General features: G+C 27.4%; 22 protein-coding genes. 17 read left to right on the top strand and 5 right to left on the bottom strand.

Annotated features, from left to right (window positions below; all coding sequences use genetic code 11):
• Nucleotides 1-40 precede the first annotated feature (40 nt).
• Entirely contained in the window at nt 41-871 is an 831-nt protein-coding gene (locus tag ACRDDE_RS09740; protein WP_438627066.1) for an aldo/keto reductase, read from the top strand.
• A gap of 107 nt (nt 872-978) precedes the next feature.
• Here ACRDDE_RS09740 and ACRDDE_RS09735 read toward each other — a convergent pair whose 3' ends face one another.
• A complete protein-coding gene (locus ACRDDE_RS09735; protein ID WP_438627065.1) occupies nt 979-2,412 on the bottom strand; it encodes an MDR family MFS transporter in 1,434 nt (477 codons plus the stop codon).
• Nucleotides 2,413-2,753: 341 nt separating this feature from the next.
• Between ACRDDE_RS09735 and brnQ the strand changes: the two genes are divergently transcribed.
• On the top strand, nt 2,754-4,049 hold the full coding sequence (gene brnQ / locus ACRDDE_RS09730; protein WP_438627064.1) for a branched-chain amino acid transport system II carrier protein: 1,296 nt from the start codon (nt 2,754-2,756) through the stop codon (nt 4,047-4,049).
• Between the two features lie 129 nt (nt 4,050-4,178).
• Nucleotides 4,179-4,625 (top strand): MarR family winged helix-turn-helix transcriptional regulator, encoded by a 447-nt coding sequence (locus ACRDDE_RS09725; RefSeq protein ID WP_438627063.1) that lies wholly within the window; start codon nt 4,179-4,181, stop codon nt 4,623-4,625.
• Between the two features lie 51 nt (nt 4,626-4,676).
• Here the strand turns inward: ACRDDE_RS09725 and ACRDDE_RS09720 are convergent, their stop codons facing one another.
• Nucleotides 4,677-5,192, bottom strand: a complete 516-nt coding sequence (locus ACRDDE_RS09720) for an NAD(P)H-dependent oxidoreductase (protein WP_438627062.1) — start codon at nt 5,190-5,192, stop codon at nt 4,677-4,679.
• A 437-nt stretch (nt 5,193-5,629) separates the two neighbouring features.
• On the opposite strand from ACRDDE_RS09720, the gene ACRDDE_RS09715 reads away from it, so the two are divergent.
• The 10 genes from ACRDDE_RS09715 to ACRDDE_RS09670 all read left to right on the top strand — a co-directional run bounded on the left by ACRDDE_RS09715 (nt 5,630) and on the right by ACRDDE_RS09670 (nt 14,091).
• On the top strand, nt 5,630-5,890 hold the full coding sequence (locus ACRDDE_RS09715) for a hypothetical protein (RefSeq protein WP_438627061.1): 261 nt from the start codon (nt 5,630-5,632) through the stop codon (nt 5,888-5,890).
• Between the two features lie 229 nt (nt 5,891-6,119).
• Nucleotides 6,120-6,662 carry a hypothetical protein gene (locus ACRDDE_RS09710; RefSeq protein ID WP_438627060.1) on the top strand — a complete coding sequence of 181 codons (543 nt, stop codon included), beginning with the start codon at nt 6,120-6,122 and terminating at the stop codon, nt 6,660-6,662.
• A 399-nt stretch (nt 6,663-7,061) separates the two neighbouring features.
• Nucleotides 7,062-7,748, top strand: coding sequence for a polyphosphate polymerase domain-containing protein (locus ACRDDE_RS09705; protein ID WP_438627059.1), 687 nt, complete (start codon nt 7,062-7,064; stop codon nt 7,746-7,748).
• Nucleotides 7,749-7,767: 19 nt separating this feature from the next.
• Nucleotides 7,768-8,457 (top strand): DUF4956 domain-containing protein, encoded by a 690-nt coding sequence (locus ACRDDE_RS09700; protein ID WP_438627058.1) that lies wholly within the window; start codon nt 7,768-7,770, stop codon nt 8,455-8,457.
• Between the two features lie 45 nt (nt 8,458-8,502).
• Complete coding sequence (locus ACRDDE_RS09695) at nt 8,503-10,347, top strand: CotH kinase family protein (protein ID WP_438627057.1); 1,845 nt, start codon at nt 8,503-8,505, stop codon at nt 10,345-10,347.
• A gap of 216 nt (nt 10,348-10,563) precedes the next feature.
• Nucleotides 10,564-11,337, top strand: coding sequence for a TSUP family transporter (locus ACRDDE_RS09690; RefSeq protein WP_438627056.1), 774 nt, complete (start codon nt 10,564-10,566; stop codon nt 11,335-11,337).
• Nucleotides 11,338-11,495: 158 nt separating this feature from the next.
• Entirely contained in the window at nt 11,496-11,837 is a 342-nt protein-coding gene (locus tag ACRDDE_RS09685) for a zinc ribbon domain-containing protein YjdM (protein ID WP_046823737.1), read from the top strand.
• Between the two features lie 208 nt (nt 11,838-12,045).
• The gene (locus ACRDDE_RS09680; protein ID WP_438627055.1) at nt 12,046-12,765 is read left to right on the top strand and encodes a DeoR/GlpR family DNA-binding transcription regulator; all 720 of its coding nucleotides are present in this window, start codon (nt 12,046-12,048) and stop codon (nt 12,763-12,765) included.
• A 13-nt stretch (nt 12,766-12,778) separates the two neighbouring features.
• On the top strand, nt 12,779-13,441 hold the full coding sequence (locus ACRDDE_RS09675) for a B3/B4 domain-containing protein (protein WP_438627054.1): 663 nt from the start codon (nt 12,779-12,781) through the stop codon (nt 13,439-13,441).
• Between the two features lie 35 nt (nt 13,442-13,476).
• Entirely contained in the window at nt 13,477-14,091 is a 615-nt protein-coding gene (locus tag ACRDDE_RS09670; protein WP_438627053.1) for a DUF488 domain-containing protein, read from the top strand.
• Between the two features lie 72 nt (nt 14,092-14,163).
• On the opposite strand, the gene ACRDDE_RS09665 is transcribed toward ACRDDE_RS09670, so the two are convergent.
• A complete protein-coding gene (locus tag ACRDDE_RS09665) occupies nt 14,164-15,138 on the bottom strand; it encodes an L-threonine 3-dehydrogenase (protein ID WP_438627052.1) in 975 nt (324 codons plus the stop codon).
• A 28-nt stretch (nt 15,139-15,166) separates the two neighbouring features.
• Nucleotides 15,167-16,378: a glycine C-acetyltransferase gene (locus ACRDDE_RS09660; RefSeq protein ID WP_438627051.1), complete on the bottom strand. Its 1,212-nt coding sequence runs from the start codon at nt 16,376-16,378 to the stop codon at nt 15,167-15,169.
• Nucleotides 16,379-16,631: 253 nt separating this feature from the next.
• Here ACRDDE_RS09660 and ACRDDE_RS09655 point away from each other — a divergent pair, with 253 nt between their 5' ends.
• Nucleotides 16,632-17,288, top strand: coding sequence for a YitT family protein (locus ACRDDE_RS09655; protein ID WP_438627050.1), 657 nt, complete (start codon nt 16,632-16,634; stop codon nt 17,286-17,288).
• A gap of 17 nt (nt 17,289-17,305) precedes the next feature.
• Here ACRDDE_RS09655 and ACRDDE_RS09650 read toward each other — a convergent pair whose 3' ends face one another.
• Complete coding sequence (locus tag ACRDDE_RS09650; protein ID WP_438627049.1) at nt 17,306-17,956, bottom strand: superoxide dismutase; 651 nt, start codon at nt 17,954-17,956, stop codon at nt 17,306-17,308.
• Between the two features lie 186 nt (nt 17,957-18,142).
• Here ACRDDE_RS09650 and ACRDDE_RS09645 point away from each other — a divergent pair, with 186 nt between their 5' ends.
• The 3 genes from ACRDDE_RS09645 (at nt 18,143) to ACRDDE_RS09635 (ending at nt 21,858) form a co-directional block, all read left to right on the top strand.
• Nucleotides 18,143-19,615: a phytoene desaturase family protein gene (locus ACRDDE_RS09645; RefSeq protein WP_438627048.1), complete on the top strand. Its 1,473-nt coding sequence runs from the start codon at nt 18,143-18,145 to the stop codon at nt 19,613-19,615.
• A gap of 520 nt (nt 19,616-20,135) precedes the next feature.
• Nucleotides 20,136-21,185 (top strand): efflux RND transporter periplasmic adaptor subunit, encoded by a 1,050-nt coding sequence (locus ACRDDE_RS09640; protein WP_438627047.1) that lies wholly within the window; start codon nt 20,136-20,138, stop codon nt 21,183-21,185.
• Entirely contained in the window at nt 21,178-21,858 is a 681-nt protein-coding gene (locus tag ACRDDE_RS09635) for an ABC transporter ATP-binding protein (RefSeq protein ID WP_438627046.1), read from the top strand. Before ACRDDE_RS09640 ends, ACRDDE_RS09635 begins: the two co-directional genes overlap by 8 nt.
• Nucleotide 21,859: the final 1 nt, after the last annotated feature.

Raw genomic sequence — 21,859 nt, 5'->3', positions numbered from 1 at the left:
AAATTAATTTTATATAAAAATAAAAAAGGAGGATGATTTTATGCACAAACAATTTACTTATTTAAGTAATAGAGTAAAAATACCTCTTATAGGATTTGGAACATACAAGTCAGGTGATGATGAAGATACATCTAAAGCAGTAAAAAATGCCTTGAAACTAGGTTATAGGATGATAGATACAGCTTCATTTTATGGCAATGAAATAGGTATAGGTAAAGGCATAAAAGAGAGTAAAATAGATAGAGAAGAAATATTTTTAGTAACAAAACTTTGGAATGAAGATCATGGATATGATAGTACTATTAAAGCTTTTAATAAGTCATTAAAGAATTTAGATGTAGATTATATAGACTTATATTTAATTCATTGGCCAAATAAATTAAATGCTGAAACATGGAAAGCGTTTGAGTATTTATATACTATAGGGAAAGTGAAAGCTATAGGAGTTTGTAATTTTAAAATAAATCATTTGGAAGAGTTAAAAAAGGATGCAACTATAATGCCAATGGTAAATCAAGTTGAAATGCATCCGTTTAGCATTAAAAGTGAAGTGATTAGCTATTGTAAAGAAAATGATATTCAAGTGATTTCATGGAGTCCTATAAGCAGAGGAAGAATATTTTCTAATGATTTAATGATTAACTTAGCAGAAAAATATAATAAAACAATAGCACAAGTAGCATTGAGATGGCACATTCAAAGAGAGGTTATACCTATTCCAAAATCATCAAATGAAAATAGAATAAAAGAAAATATAGAAATTTTTGATTTTGAAATTTCTATTGAAGATATGAGAAAAATTGATTTACTGAATGAAGGATATGATATATCTGTATCGAAACCACCTATAAATACTACATATAATGATTAATTATATTTTTATAAGATTATTTCCCGGGACAACATATGAATTTGAGTAACAAAAAATCTGAAACTCTATATAGAGTTTCAGATTTTTTGTATATATTTTATGAAATTTTATATTTCAGTATCATCTTTTTCTAATATAGATTTTTTACTTATAAATATTCCAGCAATAAAGCAAATTAAAGCGATAAATATTAACACATAGAATATATTGTGAACACCATTAAAAAATGCTTCCGTTATTTGGTGAGTGCTAGCTCCAGAAGAATATATATTATCTGCAGTTACATTTAAAATATCTGAGTTTTTAAAGTAAGAAGATATACTTGAGTTCATCAATCCTCCGAATACACTAACACCTATTGTTTGACCAAGTGTACGAATTAATGCATTTGTTGATGTTGCAGCTCCTCTTTTTTCATAAGTAACAGCATTTTGGATAAGTATGATAAGTGTATTAAGCACACCTCCAAATCCAGCTCCCATGATAAATATTATAAGAATTAGATTAATTAAATTTGTATCTGGAGTGGTAAATCTAAGTAAATAACATGTTATTGCTAATATTAAAATAGAACCTAGAATAACTTTTTTCTCTCCAAATTTCTTAAATAATTTTACTAAAACAAAAGAACTTAAAAGCCAAGTTATAGACATTGGAGCCATTAAAAGCCCAGAAATTTTTGCACTATAACCCATAACATTTTGAGTGTATAACGGCATGTAAACCTCTATAACCATAAGTATAACAGCTACAAAGAAACCGATTAAATTTAGTAAAATGGTATCTTTTGAAAATATATCAAAAGGAACAATAGGTTCTTTTGATTTTTTTTCGATTAAGTAGAAAATTACAAGTGAAACTATAGCTAATATAGTATAGATGATTTTTGTTGAACTAGACGTAGTAAATACACCTAATAATATTGAAACTATAGATATTGTTAAAAATATTGATCCAAGATAATCAATTTTAGGATTACTATTTGATAATTTTTCCTCAAAATTTTTATTAAGAAGGAAAATAGATAAAATACCAAAAGGTATATTAATAAAAAATATCCAATGCCAAGATAAGTAATCTATGAAAAATCCTCCTATAAATGGTCCAAGTAGACTAGAAACACCCCATACTGTGCTTAGGCATCCTTGAACCTTAGAACGTTCCTCTAAATCAAATACATCTCCAACAATTGTGTATGTTACTGTGAGTATAGAACCGGCACCTATACCTTGTATTGCTCTAAATGCTATTAACTGAATCATACTTTGGGAAAATCCACATAAGGCACTGCCTATTAGAAATATTACTATACCAATAGAAAGCATTTTTTTTCTTCCATAAAGGTCAGACATCTTTCCATAAATAGGAGTGGAGACAGCTGAGGTTAAAAGATATGAAGAAAAAACCCAGCTCATAAGATTATATCCATTTAAACTTTTTGCTATCGTAGGCATAGCTGTAGTTACAACAGTACCTTCAAATGCAGCAAGAAACATAGAAACCATTATTGCGATAATTATATTCCGTTTTTTTTTGCTCATAAAAAAACTCCTTTCTCAATTGTTACAAAAGATAAAATACCCATGTTATAGATTATATAACCTGAGTATTTTATCTTTACATTATACTACACAAAAAAACTTCATTAAACACAAAACCTGTAAATATTATTATATTTAACAAATTAGGAATATTATTTTTGATATTGTTAAATATAAATAAACAAGCAGTCAATTAATTTAACAGAAATTTAACTTAGTAGTACAAAATGCTAAAATTATGTTAAATTTTTCAGAATAGTTGATTTATTTAGTAAGTTTAACATATAATTAAGTAATTTAATAATTAAATATTGCCTATAAAATTAATACAGGGGGTTTTTATGAAAAAACAAAGTGTAGATACTGTAGTTGTAGGATTTGCCTTATTCGCCATGTTCTTTGGGGCAGGAAACTTAATTTTTCCACCATATTTAGGAGTTGTATCAGGAGAACACTGGATGTTAGGTTTCAGTGGATTTATTATCGCTGATGTAGGATTAGCTTTATTAGCGATATTAGCAGCTGCTAAATGTGATGGAGATATAAGTAGGGTTTTATCACGAAGCGGGAAAACGCTATCTATAATATTGGCGACAGCAATTATGATTTGCTTAGGACCACTTTTAGCGATACCTAGAACAGGAGCAACAACATTTGAAATGGGAATACAACCTATTTTTGGAGGTTTTAGTCCGATATTATTTTCTATAATATTTTTCGGGTTAACACTGGTACTTACAATAAAACCATCTAAAGTTGTAGATATAATAGGTCAGTACTTAACACCCGCATTACTAGTAGCTTTAATGTTTTTAATTATAGTAGGTATTGTATCTCCTCTTGGAAATTTAAATGAACCAGCAACTATAGATGCAATATTTGCAGAGGGTATAGGTCAAGGATATCAAACAATGGATCCATTGGGAGCTATAGCTTTATCAGCAGTTGTTATAATGTCACTTGTTCAAAAAGGATACACTGAGGAATCTGATAAAATTAAATTAACTTTACGAGCTGGCTTAGTTGCGGGTGTAGCTTTAATTATAGTATACGGAGGACTTACTTATTTAGGGTCTTCAGTTGCTCATCAGTTTAAAGGCGTAAATCCAAGCGATATAAATCAAACAGCTTTAATCGTAAGCATAACAGAGCAGCTATTAGGTCAGCCTGGGAAAGTAGTACTAGCAATAATAGTAGCATTAGCTTGTTTAACAACATCTATAGGGCTTGTTTCAGCTACGGCTCAATACTTTACTAAGTTATCAAATGGAAAAGTAAAATATGAAACTATAGTTATTGCAGTATGTATATTTAGTGCAGTAGTAGCAAACTTTGGAGTTAGTACAATAATAAAATTCTCAGCACCTATACTATCAATTATTTACCCAGCAACAATAGTATTAGTATTAATGACACTATTTAATAATAAAATTAAAAATGATAATGCATTTAAATGTGCAACTTATGTAGCTTTAATAGTAAGTGTACTTACAGTTTTAAGCAGTAAAGGGATAAATGTTCCGTTTATAAATGAATTGCCTTTTGCAAAGATAGGATTTAACTGGATCTTACCAGTTGTAATTGCAGGTATAATTGGGAACTTTATACCATCAAAAAAATCAAATAAAGCTCAATAAAATAAAAATAAAAGAATATCTATTTTAATAGATATTCTTTTATTTTTTTGTTTATCATTAGCTTTACCTTGACAATATATTTTTTTATATATAGGATAAAATTATAATCTAACAAAAAAAGGTGATAGCATGAAATATAGAAAAGATAAAGGATTAGCCTTCTTGATAAATGCGACAGATAAAATTATAATGAATAATTTTGTAAGAAAGCTAAAAAATAATGGTATAAATATTACTTTTGAGCAGTTTACTATATTAACTATGCTTTGGGATAATGAGAATTTATGCCAATATAATTTAGCACAGCTTACAAATAGAGATCAAGCAAGTACATCTAGGCTGATAAATACTTTAATAAAAAACGAATTAATAATAAGACAATGTTGTCCTTCGGACAAAAGAATAAATCGTATTAAGTTGACTGAAAAAGGGGAACTTTTGAAGGAACCTGTAGAGTCTATAGCTAGAGAATGTTTTGAAGAATCTATTGACGGAATTTCTAAGGAAGAAATAGAGCAAGGTATAAAGTTTTTAACAAAAATAGCCGAAAATTTAAATAATATTAATGCTAAATAATGATATAAAAAAAGAATAGTTTTAACTATTCTTTTTTTATATCATTATTTTTTAGTTTAAGATAGATTTTAATTGATCTGCACTTTTACTTATATCTTCTTCACTTAATAAATGAGTTGCATAAAGAACAAAAGCAGGGCGGTAGTTCATGCTAGTAAATTTTGCCATTGCTTCATATGTTTTAGTTAACTCACTTATAGTGAAGTGTTGAGCTCCACCAGCTTGGTAAGATTGTTCTTGGCCTCCAGCAGAAATTACTAATCTGAATTCTTTTCCTTTTAAATTGTTTCCATTAGGACCATGAGAGAAACCAAATGCAAATACAGAATCAAGCCATTGTTTTAATAATGCAGGTGCATTATACCAGTGGAATGGGAACTGAAAAACTATTCTATCATGAGCTTTAACTAATTCTTGTTCTGTTTTTACATCTATTTTGCCATCTGGATAAGATTTATAAATTTCATTGATTGTTATGTTATCACTACTTTCTAAGTGATTTTTCCAAATTTTATTTACTTTTGATTCATCCATATTAGGGTGAGCTATAATTACTAATGTTTTCATTTTAAATATCTCCAATCTTTTTTTAAAATTAAATACTTGTTTATGCAAGTAATTTATACTAGATATTATAAAACTAAATACTTGTTTATGCAAGTATTTTTTAAAAAATAATTAGTATGAATTAGAACTAACATTTTAAATGATGTTAATAATATTTCGAAAAAAACTTTATGACCAAAATTTATTTTAATTTTCAAAATGTTTCAATATATTAAGGCTGTTAATATTATTAAATCATAATAAATTAGAGTTGATGTAATATTAATTACTGCAGATAAAACTGTAGAAAGGGTGCAAGAAGCTTTTAGGTATGAGACTATAGATTATTTATAAAATCATTTAATGTCGATAGGTTTAAAGGTTCGTTAATACAATTTAAAGAAAGACATTATGAGTTTAATAAATTATGTGAAATAGAGCAAAGTGAATTAGACAAATTGATTATATATGCAAATGGAGTCCGAAAAGATGTAGGTCTTGCAAAAGGTTTTAATAAGCATACTTATAAGTTAATATGGAAAGAAATAGAAAAGGAAGATGGTGAATATTTTACATCTGAAGATTTATCAGAAAAGATAAAAGTTGCTAGAGTAACTGTTAGAAGATACTTAGAATACATGGAAAAAGAAGGGCAGTTAGAAAAATTGGTTGAGTATGGAAAAGTAGGAAGACCTCAACATAAATTCAGGAAACTATAAAATTACAGTTTTAAATATAGCAATGATATTAAGATGATAATATGATATAGGCAAAATAGATTATACATTACGAATTTTAGATAATTAAATTATTGAAAATTTGACAATATAGCACATATTTCGACGTTGATACATATTATACACTAGAGGTTCTTTAATAAGAATTTCTTAATATTATATAAATGGAGAGATATAAAGATGATTTATTCAAATAGATGTCATAAATGCTATGATTGGTATGAATGGAATAAATATTATAAATGGTATAATTGTGATAAATGCTATGGATATGAAAACTATGAAGAATGGCATAAACCTTGTGAATGCGATAAATGGCATAAACATGATGAATGCGATAAATGCCATAAACATGATGAATGCGAAGAATGGCATAAACCTTGTGAATGCGAAGAATGGCATAAACCTTGTGAATGTGATAAATGGCATAAATATGATGAATGCGATAAATGCCATAAACATGATGAATGTAAGAAATGTAATAAATGGGATGAATGCGATAAATGGCATAAACATGATGAATGCGACAAATGCCATAAATGGGATGAATGTGATAAATGTCATAAACATGATGAATGTGATAAATGGCATAAACATGATGAATGCGATAAATGTCATAAATGGGATGAATGCGATAAATGTCATAAATGTCATAAATGGGATGAATGTAAGAAATGCCATAAATGGGATGAATGTAAGAAATGTCATAAAGCTCATGAATGTAAGAAATGCCATAAATAATGTAACGGCATAAACAAAATCAAAATATTTATAAATTCGAAGACAGTGTTAAGTTAGTTGCAAAAAAGTAATAAGTGAAGTTATACCAATAAATATATTCCCTTATTGCGTGAAAATGCAAGTTTTGCTGATAATAACTGTCATAAATTTATTTTTACTAATGATATTGAAGTACTTTTAGTATAAGTTTAATTAGAAATATTATAATTAAACTTATTAAGAACTATGATGATAAAAATCATAGTTCTTTTTCATGTATATAGTTGTATTTTTATCTATTTAGGAAGTTTATAAAATTTTATAGAATAAAAAAACTGTATTGCTTAATGGATATACAGTTTTTTTATTCTATTTTAGGTAATTTTAAGTTTGTTTATATAATATTGATTTCGAACAGATAGGGGGTGAAATTATGAAAGAAAAAAAGTTTAGACATGAAATTAAACACTATATAAACACGTCAGATTACTTAGCTATTAAAAATAGATTAACTCAAATAATGAGTTTAGATAAAAATGCTAATGAAAAAAAAGAATATAAAATTAGAAGTCTTTATTTTGATAATTTTAGAGATAAAGTTCTTATGGAAAAAATTAATGGAATAAGTGTAAGAGAAAAATTCAGGCTAAGATACTACAATGATGATCACTCTTTTATTAAGTTAGAGAAAAAGTCAAAAGTTAATGGCCTATGCTCTAAAGATAGCGAATTAATAACTAAGGAAGAATGTGAGAATCTGATTAAAGGAGATATAGATTTTTTAATTAAAAGCAATAAGCCTTTATTTATTGAATTTTACTCAAAAATTAAGTCAGAAATGTTGAGACCTAAAAGTATAGTTGATTATACAAGAGAAGCTTATGTATATAAGATGGGAAATGTAAGAATAACGTTTGATAAAAAAATTAGGACAGGAATTCAAAATACTAATTTATTTGACAACAATTTACCAACTATAGGGTCTATAGACAAGGATGTAATAGTTTTAGAAGTGAAGTTTGATGAATATCTACCAGAGATAATACAAGATATCATACAAACTAATAATCGTAGAGCGACTGCTATTTCAAAATATGCAGCATCTAGAATATATGGATAAAAATTAGGAGGAAAAAATAATGTCTAATCAAGCAGTAAATTTTAGCGACGTTTTTAAATCAAGTTTCATTGAAAAAATGACATCAATATCATTTTTAGATATGTTAATAGCAATGTCACTTGCATTTGTGTTGGGTTTATTTATAATGCAAGTTTATAAAAAAACATTTAAAGGGGTTATGTACTCATCCACATTTAGCATGTCTTTAATGGCTCTTACATTAATTACAACATTAATTATATTAGGAGTTACGTCTAATGTCGTACTTTCATTAGGTATGGTGGGTGCATTATCTATAGTTCGTTTTAGGAGTGCAGTAAAGGAACCTATGGATATAGCATTTTTATTTTGGTCAATTAGTGAAGGAATAGTATTAGGAGCGGGATTGATTCCACTAGCTGTATTAGGAGCTATTTTTATAGGGATTATAATGGTTGTATTTGCAAATAAAGAAACAACTGATAATCCATATATATTAGTTGTAAATTGTGATAGTGACAATAGTGAGAATAAAATATTAGAAAAAGTAGGAAATAGTGTAAGTAAGTATTGTGTTAAGTCTAAAACTGTTTCACCAACAAATGGAATTGAAATTACTGTTGAAGTTAAGTTAAAAAATATTACAACAAATTTTGTTAATGAAATATCTTGTATAAGTGGAGTTTCAAATGTAGTTTTAGTAAGTTACAATGGCGATTATATGGCTTAAAAGCAATAGCATACTAACTTATTGCAAATAAGGTGGTGAAGCAAGATGATAAATGACAAACAAAGTAAATATATATCTGTAATAAGTATTATACTAGTTGTAGTATTTATTATAGTGTCTATATACATACCCCAAAACGAAACTGATATAGAGACTGTAGCTAAAACAGAAGATGTTTTAGATAAAAACAGCATAACTAGTATAGATATAAAAATTAAAGAAAGTGATTGGGAATGGCTTTTAGAAAATGCTACAAAAGAGGAATATAAAAGTGCGGATGTAACTATAAATGGAGAAGTATTTAATAATGTTGGAATAAGGCCAAAGGGTAACTCAAGTTTAACTTCTGTGGCAAACGACAGTACTACGGATAGATATAGTATAAAAATTGATTTTGGACAGTATGTTGATGGTCAAACATATCATGGAATTAGAAAATTGGCTTTAAACAATAATATATCTGATGCTACTTATATGAAAGAAGCTATTTCTTATGATATATATAATTTACTAGGAATAGCAACTCCAGAATATTCTTATACAGATATAAAGATAAATGGATCTGATTGGGGATTATATTTAGGTGTAGAAGTTATTGATGAAAGATTTATTGAAAAAAATTATGGAGAATTAAGTGGTAATTTATATAAGCCAGAAACAATGAATATGGGCGGTAATAAGGGTAATAATGGAGAAATGCAAAGACCAGAGATGGATGGAAACATGCCTGAAATGGGTGATAACCCTCCAAAAATGGATGGGAATATTCCTAAAGAGGGTGAAGAGGCTCCAGAGATGAACGGAGATGCTCATAACATGGTCCAAAATCAAAATGTTTCACGTGAAGATGGAGATATTAAAAATTTAGAAGCTAATAAAAATAATGAGGAAGATAATGGTGGAGCACCTAGAATGAGAAATAAAGATAGCGAAGGTGCAGATTTAAAATATATAGATGACGATGTAGATAGTTACTCAATTTTAAGAGATAGTGCAGTTTTTAAGAGTACAACAGATAAAGATTTCGAAAGCGTTATTGATATGATGGAAAGTCTTAGTACTGGAAACGATATAGAAAATTATTTAAATGTTGATGAAGTTTTAAAATATTTTGCAGTAAATACATTTTTAGTTAATTTAGATAGTTACTCAGGAGGCATGTATCACAATTACTATCTATATGAAAAAGATGGAGTATCTGAAATATTGCCATGGGATTTAAATATGTCATTTGGAGGTTTTTCTGTTAAAGATGGAGAAAAAGCAATAAACTTTCCTATTGATTCGCCTGTTACAGGAAATTTAGAAGATGCCCCTCTTATAGGTAAACTTTTAGAAAATGATAATTACAAAGAACTTTACCATAATTATTTAAACCAAATAGTACACAGTTACTTTAGTAGTGGTGCATTTAATAATAGAGTTACTCAGATAGATAAACTAATTAGTAATTATGTAAAGAAAGATGCTACAGCATTCTATAATTATGAAGAATATAAAACTGGAGTGACTGAACTTTTAACTTTTGGAAAAGATAGAACTAAAAGTGTTCAGGCTCAATTGAATGGAGAACAATCAGCTACAGAATATGGGAATATAGTAACTACTTTAAACTTATCTGCATTAGGGCAACAAAATATGGGTAAAAACCAAGATGTAAATAAAAATCAAGATACAAATAAAAAAGAGCAACCTGGTGATAACAATCAAGAAAAGTCTCAAGAAATGATAAAAAATGGTGATCAAAATGATAATAAGCAGATGATGCCACCAAATATAAAAGATAATAAACAAAATACATGGATTTACTATGGGGTTTCAGTTATAAGTTTAATTACATTAGTAATTTCAACAATATTTATTAGTAAATATAAAAGAAAGCTATATTAATTAAGAAAATCTAGAAGATTATAGTCTTCTAGATTTTTAAATTTAAGAAATAAAAACCTTATATTTAATACTAATTGAATATGAAAAATAGATAATAATATTTAATGTATGGGTCAAATATTATTTTCACCTAATTTGAATTGAATAGATACTAGTTAACGGATTTAATAATAGGGTATAAATTTAATCAATATGAATTTTATAGGAGCGAGTAAAATGCAAATTATATATTTTTTAGTTGCACTTTTTTCAACTATATTAGGTTCTTCAGCAGGTCTTGGAGGCGGGATAATAATTAAACCTGTCTTGGACTCACTAGGAGATTATGCACTTCCAACAATAAATTTATTATCATCTTCAACAATATTTATAATGTCTATAGTAACTGTATTTTATCAATTAAAGAAAAAAGATAAGATAAACCCTAGAAATACTATAGTAGTTGCAATTGGGTCTATAGTAGGAGGAATAATAGGTCAGAAGCTTATGAGCTTGATATTATCAAAAGATATTAACATAGGCCTAATTAATAACATTCAGAGTATTATTATAATAATATTATTAATATCAGTATTTTTATATATGAGAAATAAAGATAATATAAAATCTTATAAAATCAATAATATTTTAGTAATTGGGTTGCTAGGTTTATTCTTAGGTGCAATATCTGCATTTTTAGGAATTGGAGGCGGTCCAATAAATGTAGCTGCATTTACAATATTATTTTCGATGACAGCTAATGAAGCTGCTAGAAATTCAATTTTAGTTATATTTTTTTCTCAAGGATCTAAAATTATTTCAATTGCAGCAACTACAGGATTTTTAAGTTATAATTTGGACATGTTACCATATATGCTTGTAGGAGGATTATTGGGAGGAATTATTGGATATAAAATAAATAAAGCTGTTTCTGAAAAATCTATAATTAAAATTTTTAATAGTGTAACTTTATCGATAATTTTATTAAATTTTTATAATATCTTTAAATAGATTTGTATATTTAGAAATTTAATGAATTTACAAGTTAAATAACCGAATATATCGTTTTTTAAGGTCAAATTGGATGAAAATTTGTAAATATGATAAGACTATGATATTATATATACCTATGAATGATTAGGAATAAAATTGTGAACGGAGGAATAAATATGGAAAATTTACCAAATTGTCCAAAATGTAATTCAGAATATACTTATCAAGATGGAAGTCTTTTAGTTTGTCCAGAATGTGCACATGAATGGAATCCAGAAGATTCTGCTGAAAAAGAAGTTGTTATAAAAGATGTAAACGGGAACGTATTAAATGATGGAGATTCTGTAACAGTAGTTAAAGATCTTAAAGTAAAAGGAAGTTCATCTTCTATAAAAATAGGAACAAAAGTAAAGAGTATACGTTTAGTTCCAGATGCAGCAGATGGGCATGATATAGAGTGTAAAATAGATGGTTTCGGAGCTATGAAATTAAAATCTAGCGTTGTTAAAAAAGCATAGTTAAAATTAAAAAGCACTAATCTTTTAAGATTAGTGCTTTTTAATGTATAAATATAATAATAAAAATATCACGCTAAGAATTAACTTATAACGCTATTTATATCATTAATATTATATTTTTAGTATAATATAGTAATTAATAAGAATCAATAAAAAATAATAATAAATAATATAAAATAAGAAAAACATAACAAAGAGGTGAAAACATTTGTTTTTAGAGGAAAGATATGAAAATATTGTAGGTATAATAAAAAAGAATGGAAGGGTAAAGGTTAAAGAGTTATCGAAATTATTTGAGGTTACAGAAGATTGTATAAGAAAAGATTTAAAAGAATTAGAATCTAGAGGCTATTTAATAAGGGTATATGGAGGGGCAATTGCTCAAAAAAATCACATAGATATCAAAAACATTGATGAAAGAAAAAATATAAATACTCAAGAAAAAAAATTAATTGCATTAAAGGCTATTGATTTAATAGAAGATAAAGATATAGTTTTTTTGGATGTTTCAACGATTAATTTAGAAATTGCAAAAGAGTTAAATAATATTAATAAAACAATTACTGTTGTAACAAATATGATAGAAATTGTGCTAGAACTAAGAATGAATAATAATATAAAAGTTATTTGTATTGGAGGAGAGTTTAATAAGGAAATAGGAGCAATAGTAGGAGCGGCAGCGGATAGATATATTAGAAAATTTGCATATGATAAAGCTTTTATAGGATTAGGTGGAATTAATAAAGAAACGGGGTATGTAAGTACAATATATTTAGAAGATGGAGATACAAAGAAAACAATAATAGAATGTTCAACTAAGATATATTTAGTTATGGAAAAAGAAAAATTCAATTATGATGAGTTTTATAAATTTGCAACTTTAGAAGAAATAACAGCTATAATAACAGAAGATACTATAATAGACTAAAGGGGTGTTAAATTTGATAAGTATAAAAATTGACGATATCTTAAAAGATAAGTGTGAAGAAGTATCTATTGGGAGTATAGAAGCAATTGTTGAGATTGGAGATGGAAATGAGGAATTATGGGAAGAGATTAATTTAAAATGTAATGAAATAAGAAATTCATTTAATCAAGGAGATATTGTTAGTATAAAAAATATATCAGATTCTAGACAAGCATACAAAAAATTAGGTAAAGATCCAAACAGATATAGGTTGTCATCAGAAGCTTTACTAAAAAGAATAGTAAAAGGAAATGATTTGTATAAGGTCAACAATATTGTAGACATTAATAACTTAGTTTCTTTATATAGTTGCTACTCAGTAGGGTCATATGATGTGAGCAATATAGATGAATGTGTAACTTTTACATTTGGAGGACCAGGTGAAAAATATAGTGGTATAGGAAAAGGGGACGTTAATTTAGAAAATTTACCTGTATTTGAAGATAGTAGAGGAAAGTTTGGGAGTACAACATCAGATTCTACAAGAGCTATGATAACTAAAGACACAAAGCATATAATAATGAATATAATCTCTTTTAATGGAGATGAAGATTTAGATATGTATATAAATTATGCTGCTAGTTTACTAAAAAATTATGCCAATGCAGATATAGTAAATACCACTATATTTAAATAGTATATTGTTACATTATGCCTAAGGAGGATGAAGTTATGGAGATTTTTGCAATTGGACATTCAAACTATCCTTATGGAAAATTTATTGAGATGATTAAAAAGTATAATATTAACTGTATTATTGATATAAGAGAAACACCATATTCTAAATATAATGTACAGTACAACAAAGAATATTTTAGAGAAATATTAAAAAAAGATGGATATACATATATTTATATGGGTGAAGAATTTGGAGCTAAAAGAGGTAGCAAAGAATCATATAATAATGAAGGATATGCAGATTTTGATAAGGTTATAAAAGAGGACATATTTTTAAAAGGAGTAAAACGAATCAAAAACGGAATAGATATGGGATATAGAATAGTCTTATTAGGGGCAATGCAAGAACCTATAAGATGCCATAGAAGCATTATGGTAGGTAGATTTTTAAAAAATAAAGGTATAGATGTGAAATATATATTACATGAAGGAACTTTAGCTACTCAAGATGATATAGAGGAAGATTTGCTTAATAAGTATTTTGAAGATAGAAATCAAATTACCATAGACAGTTTAATAGGCCAAGGACAAACCAAAGAAGATATAATAGAACAAGCTTATAAGCTAGCTAATAAGGATATTGGATATAGAACAGAAAATATTAAGTAAATAAAGAATAAGCTGCCTCAACATATGTAATATTGATTACAAAAACTTAGAGGCAGCTTATTTAATTATATTCTAAGCGTTATGCACACTTTCTTTACCTATACCTTTTTCACTTAGTTTTTGTAGCATATCTATGGTCATTTTTCTTAAATCATATTCAAATTTGAATCCCCATTCATTAACAGCACAAGATGGATCTATAGAATTAGGCCAAGATTCAGCTATAGATTGACGAACTGGATCAACATTGTAGCTAAATTCAAACTCAGGCATATTCTTTTTAATCTCAGCGGCTATCTCTTCAGGAGAGAAGTTCATAGCTGTTATATTGAATGCATTTCTATGAATCAATTTGGAACTATCGGCTTCAAGAAGGTCAACAACAGCTTGAAGAGCATCTGGCATATACATCATATCCATTTTTGTACCCTCAGCTATAAATGATTCATATTTCTTATTTTTTAAAGCCTCGTAGTATATATCAACAGCGTAATCAGTTGTTCCACCACCAGGAGGAGTTACGTATGATATAAGTCCAGGGAATCTTACACTTCTTGTGTCTACCCCAAATTTATGGAAGTAATAATCAGATAATAATTCCCCTGAAACCTTAGTTACTCCATACATAGTATTTGGTCTTTGTATAGTATCTTGAGGAGTTAAATCTTTTGGAGAATTAGGTCCAAATGCAGCTATAGAGCTAGGTGCGAATAATGTAGCACTAGTTTCTTTAGAAACTTCTAAAGCATTTACTAAACCACCCATATTTAATTTCCATGCAAATTGAGGTTTTTGTTCTCCTACTGCGGATAATAAAGATGCTAGATGTATTATAGTATCTGCATTGTGTTTTTTAGCTAGTTTTCCCATAGCTTCAACATCCATAACATCTAAAGTTTCAAATAAACCATTATTTACAACTTCACTTTCTTCTATTGAGCGGACATCAGTAGCTAAAACATTGCTTACTCCATATTCCTTTCGAAGTTTTGATGTTAACTCAGAACCTATTTGACCAAGAGCTCCAGTAATAAGAATTTTTTTCATATAATTACCCCCTACAAAATTAAAAAATTTATTTAATAACTCCTAATTCTTTTCCTACTTTTTCATAAATACTTAAAGCATTATCTAACATTTCTTTTGTATGAGCAGCTGTTGGCATATTTCTAACCCTTCCTGTACCTTTAGGAACAGTAGGGAATACTATTGATTTAGCATAAACACCTTCTTCTAGTAGCCTTTTACTAAATAATTGAGTTTTGGTTTCATCTCCGATAATACATGGAGTTATAGGTGTTTGACTATTTCCTATATTAAATCCTAAAGATTTTAATCCAGCTTTAAGATAATTTCCATTTTCCCAAACTTTTTGAACTAAAGTATCATCGTTCATAAGTATATTTATAGATTCGGTACAAGCAGCAGCAGCACCAGGAGTAAGAGATGTTGAGAATAAGAAAGGTCTACCTCTAACTTTTAACCAATCTATTAAATCTCTAGAACCTGCAACATATCCACCGACAACACCTATAGCTTTAGATAGTGTTCCTATTTGGAAGTCAACCTTATCTGATAGACCAAAGTGCTTGCAAGTTCCAGCTCCTTTTCCCGTAACTCCAGAACCGTGAGCATCATCAACATAAGTAATTAAGTCGAATTCTTCAGCTATTTCAACTATTTCAGGAAGCTTAGCTATATCTCCATCCATAGAGAAAACTCCATCAGTTATAACCATTATTTTTTTATACAATCCACTTTCCTGAGCTTGTTTAGCTTTTTCTCTCAAATCATTCATATCTGAATGTTTAAATCTTATTATTTTAGATCCAGAAAGTTTGCATCCATCAATTATTGATGCATGGTTAAGTTCATCTGATAAAATTGCATCGTTTTTGTCCATGACAGCTTGAATAGCTCCCATATTGCAGTTAAATCCAGATTGGAATGCTATAGCTGATTCTGTACCCTTGAATTTAGCTATAGTATTTTCCAAAACATCATGGATTTCTAAAGTACCATTTATTGTTCTTACTGCACCGGCACCAGCTCCATATTTTTCTGTAGCCTCAATGGTAGCATTTATCAATTTTTTATTTGTGGCTAGTCCAAGATAATTGTTAGATGAAAGGTTAATTAGATGTTTTCCATTTATTTGAATGATAGGACCATTAGAACTTTGAAGAGAATCGATTTTGTTATATAGACCCTTAGATTTTAAATCATTAAGATTTTCGTTAAGAAAAGTGGATAGGGCCTTACTTTTTGAACTTATATCTAAACTCATAATTTATCCCCCTAATATAAATTTGTACTAATATAATTTTAAGTTTCAATATTAAAGATTGTAAATAATAATCGAAAATCAAATTTTCTAAAAAAATAACAAAAATAAACAGCATGCATTATAAATGGGAGTTTTTTTATAAAATATAAAAAAATATACAAAAATGCTAAGACTTTTACTACCAAAAACATTGAAAATTTGATATTCTAATAATTGCGTTTAAAAACATTGACAACGAAGGAAGGTCTTAAACATGAAAAAATCAGATTTTATTAAAGGATTACAAGAATATATTGTTGTAACGATAGGAGTAATCTTAGTTGCTATTGGGATACAGTACTTTTTTGCACCTAATGATATAGCTGGAGGAGGACTAAGTGGTTTAGCTCTTATAATAAATCATTACGTACCTAGTGTATCTATGGGGATTATAATATTTATAGGTAACTTAATACTGTTTGCAATATCATTTATTTTAATAGGTGGAGATTTTGGATTAAAAACAATATATGCAAGTTTTATGTTGTCTGTAGTAATAGATTTTATGGATAAAATTTTAAACTCAACAGCTTTAACTACAAATTTACTAGCGGCTGTAATAGCAGGGACATTAGTAACAGCTATAGGGCTAGCTATGGTTTTTGCAACGAATGCATCTACTGGAGGTACAGACATTTTAGCTAAGATATTAAATAAATATACTACATTTAATATAGGAATATCACTTCTAATAGTGGATTTATTTGTTGCTATAATGGGAGGATTCACTTTTGGACTTAAAAAAGGAATATATTCTATGTTAGTTATAGTTTTAAATGGATTATTAATAGATAGAGTAATAGAAAAAATAGAAAAAAAGAAAAATATTAAAGAACAAGAGAATGAAGAGAAATTAGAAGAAGTAGCATAATTAATGCTACTTCTTTTTTATTTAGATAAATAGTTTTTATTTGCTTGTTCCCAATTAACTACATTCCACCAATTTTCTATATACTTATTACGTTCATTTTTGTATTTAAGATAATATGAATGCTCCCAAAGATCTATAGCTATTATAGGTTTTATTCCTGATGTAATAGGAGAATCTTGATTTGAAGTAGACATTATAGCTAACTCACCTTCATCATTAGAAACTAACCAAGTCCACCCAGATCCAAAAGTACTTAATGCTGATTTATCAAATTTTTCTTTGAAAGATTCAAAAGAACCAAAATCTTTTTCTATAGCTTTTAATAGTTCATCCTTAGCCTGGCCACCTTTGTTAGGACTCATTATATTCCAAAAAAAGTTGTGATTGTAAACTCCACCGGAATTATTAATAATACTTTGTCTTACATCGCGGGGAAGTGTAGTTGGATTAGATAAAAGCTGTTCTAAGCTTTTATATTTAACTTCTGGATGAGTTGAAAGTATTTTGTTTAAATTATCTACATATGATTGATGATGTTTATCATGGTGTAAAATCATAGTTTCCTTATCGATATAAGGTTCAAGAGCATCATAAGAATAAGGTAGTGGCTCTAATTTGAACTCTTTATTATCTGGAGTATCGGCATAGGAATTAATTAAAAACATCATAAAAAGAACTAAAAAGCTAAAAAGAATCCTTTTTGTTTTAATAAAAATCACCTCCTAATTGATATTATGCTCATTAGAAAAAAATAAATTTAAAGTTTCCTGGGAAATATAAATTTATATATAAATACATAATTATAAAGTTCAAATTAATGGAAATAATATTAAATAAAGTAAGGAGGGAAAAATATGAAGGAAGTTATAGTAATTGGAGCAGGAATAGGTGGACTAACAACAGGAATAAGATTATTACAAAATGGTTATAAAGTTACTATTTTAGAAAAAGAAAGTACAGTGGGTGGAAAAATAAATCAAATTAAAAATAAGGGTGATAAGTTTGATTTAACAGCTAGCATACTCATGACACCTCAAAATTATATTGAGATATTTAATTATGTAAATAAAGATTATTCAAAGTATATAGATTTAGTAAAACTAGATACTATGTACAAAGTTTTCTATCAAGACAATACTAATTATGAGTTTTATAGTGATATTTCTAAAACTATAAAATTTTTAGAATCTATAGATTTTAATTTAGGAGTAGATTATTTAAAGTACATATCAAATTCATATAGTAAATATGTTTTATCAAATGAAAAAATTTTAAATAAACCTATGGAAAATTTAAAAGAAATTTTAAACTTTGAATCTGTAAAAACTGCAATTAAATTAAATCCAATTTCAAGTTCATATAAGTATACTTCTAGATATATAAAAGATAATAAAATAAGAGACTTTTTGCTGTTTCAATGTATGTATATAGGAGTAGACCCATATGAGAATTCTAATTTATATACTTTAATTCCAGCTATATCTCAACTATACGGACTTTGGTATATTAAGGGTGGAATGTATTCGTATATAAAATCTTTAGAGAAATTATTTTGTGAAATGGGTGGGAAAATATATATAAATAAAGAGGTAAATGAAATTTTAATAGATAAAGGAATAGTAAAAGGTGTAAGTGCTGGTGATAGAAAGTATTCATCAGATATTGTAGTATGTAATGCAGATTTTCCATATGCAATAAAAGAATTAATAAAGGAAGATATGGATAAAGATAAAAAAATTGAAAAACTTAAACTTTCATGTTCCACGTTAATCATATATTTAGGATTAAATAAAAAATATAAAGATTTAAAAGTTAATAATATATATATTGGAGAAAACTTTAAAGAAAATATACAAGCCCCATTTAAAGGTAACTTGCCTAATAAACCTTCTTTTTACATGTATTGCCCTAGTAAAATAGATCATAGTGTATGTGGAGACTCTAAGGAGATTTTAAATATAATGATTAGAGTTCCTAACTTAGAGCATGAGAATATTGAATGGAATGAAAACCTAGTAAAAAAATTTAGAGATAATGTTATAAAATCAATAAATAAAATTAAAGGTATGGAAGATATAGAAGAAAATATTATTTATGAAAAATATTTGACTCCTAAGGATATAGAAACTAATTTTAATGCATACAAAGGATGTGCATTTGGGATAGCTCACAACATTAATCAAATAGGGTATTTAAGACCACATATAAAATCAAAAAGTGTTAAAAATTTATATTTTATAGGGTCCTCAACGCATCCAGGTAATGGAGCGTCTGTAATAGTAAAAGGAAGTAAATTAATTGCAGATGAGATAATAAAAAATAGTTAGTCATATTAATATAACTAACTATTTTTTATTAAATTTTTAAAATTAGAACATAATATGTTCTAATTTTATAACTTCGTATGAGATAATCGCTGAATTCAATTAAGATAAATTTTTTCTTAAGATACTCATTTATTATCTCACTTTTTAACGATAGTATGTTTGCTAAAAGTAAGATTAAAAATATACACAAAAAAAGTAATTTCAATTTAAGGGTAGTGCTAATTCAAATAAATTAGCATATAAGTGGCACTGCTATTTAAGAACGTTAAATAATATACCTTAGAAATTAGAATTACTTTACATGAATGCTAACATAAAAGTATATACAAAAGTAGAAAGTGGACTAACATTACGGTTTAGTGGAGTGAAATAGCAAAAATATACATTTTACTCCATTAAAACCGTGTTTTAGTCCATTTTTGATTTTTATAAGAATGTATATGTTAATATGAAATTTAAAGATTTATGTAGATTTAAAAAATGGGGATTTAAATTGTAAAGTTAATATTAGGAGGGAAAAATGAAAAAAAAGTACATAGCTATAGGATTAGCAATGGTAGTTATTTGGGGAGGAGCCATAGGTTTCTTAGCTTATAAAAGCAAAGATAAAAAGGTTAAGGAAGATCAAGCCATTAAAAGGTATATAATTCCTGAAAATAAAAAAACTTTTTTCAGTGGAGTTGTAGAACCGTCAAAATCTAAAATTTTCTATAAAGACATAAGTAAGGGATCAGACTATGAAATAAACAAGAAAAATGGTGAAATTGTAAGCAAAGGAAGTTTGCTTATAACATATAAAAATGAAGAAATAGCAAATCAAATATCAGATTTAGAAGATCAAATATCAGATTTAAAAAAAGAAAAAAATAAAAGTAGCGAACCTAAAAATAATGAAATTCAAAATAATACAGATGTCATGAATCCGAATGTAGGAGCTTCTATAGAAGACCAGATAAAGAGCAATAAAAAACAAATAGAGAAACTTAAGAAAAAAGAATATACACATGAATATGCCCCATTTGCAGGAAAAGTTAGTGTTCCAAATAAAGCAGCAGAGGGTGAAAACCAAGTTTTATTAAAATTAAGAAGTAATGATTTATATGTAAAAGCACAAGTATCAGAGAGGGATTTAGAAAAAACAAAATTAAATCAAGATGTAGATATATTAGTTTTAGCAAATGACAAAAATGTAAAAGGAGAAATACTGGATATCTCATACGATCCAGAAGAGCAAATTGTTCCAACAGAAGGAGCAGTATCAACATCTCAAGTTGCTAATTATCCAGTGACAATAAGTTTAGACTCAAAAGAAAATGTAGTAAATGGATACCATGTTCAAGTTAAATTAAAAGATACTGAAAAATTAATAGAGGTACCTAATACAGCTGTTAAAACAGAAGGAAGTAAAAAATATGTGTATTTAATAAAAGATAATAAACTTGTTAAACAGGATATAAAAACAAAAGGAGAAAAAGGAAAGTCAACAATAGTATCATCAGGCTTAAAGGAGAAAGATGAAATTGTAGAAGTTATAAATAGTGAGATGAAAGAAGGTCAGGAAATTGAATAGCTTTATCGAACTTAACAATATACAAAAATACTATGGACTAGGAAAAAATAGATTGCATGTTTTAAAGTCGTTAAGCCTGGAAATTAAGTATGGAGATTTTGTAATGATAATGGGTAAATCAGGAAGTGGAAAGACAACTCTGTTAAATATATTAGGGTTTTTAGATAAGTTTGATGAAGGAGAATACATCTTTGATGGAAAAGATGTTACAAATTTAACAGAAATTGAAAGATCTCATTTTCGTAATAAAAACATAGGGTTTATATTTCAGCAATTTCACTTGATAAATAATTTAAATATTTGTCAGAATATAGAACTTCCTCTTCTTTATAATAATAAATTAGGCAAAAAAGAAAGATTAAAAAAAGTTGAAAATAATTTAAAAATGGTTGGATTATTAGATAAAATAAAGCAATTTCCAAATGAGTTGTCTGGAGGTCAGCAACAACGTATTTCTATTGCCCGAGCTCTTATTAATGATCCTCAATTAATATTTGCTGATGAGCCTACAGGTGCATTGGATACTAATACAAGTAATGAAATCATGAACATATTAAGCTCACTAAATAAACAAGGAAAAACTATTGTTATGGTTACTCATGATCCAGACCTAAAAAAATATGCAACAAAAGTGGTATACCTTAAAGACGGTGTTTTTATTGAGGAGGGATAAA

Origin of the sequence: Paraclostridium sp. (genome assembly GCF_051656405.1) — a bacterium.
GTDB lineage: Bacteria > Bacillota > Clostridia > Peptostreptococcales > Peptostreptococcaceae > Paraclostridium.
Note: the sequence above shows the minus strand (reverse complement) of the source record. Positions and strands in the feature narration are given on the sequence as shown.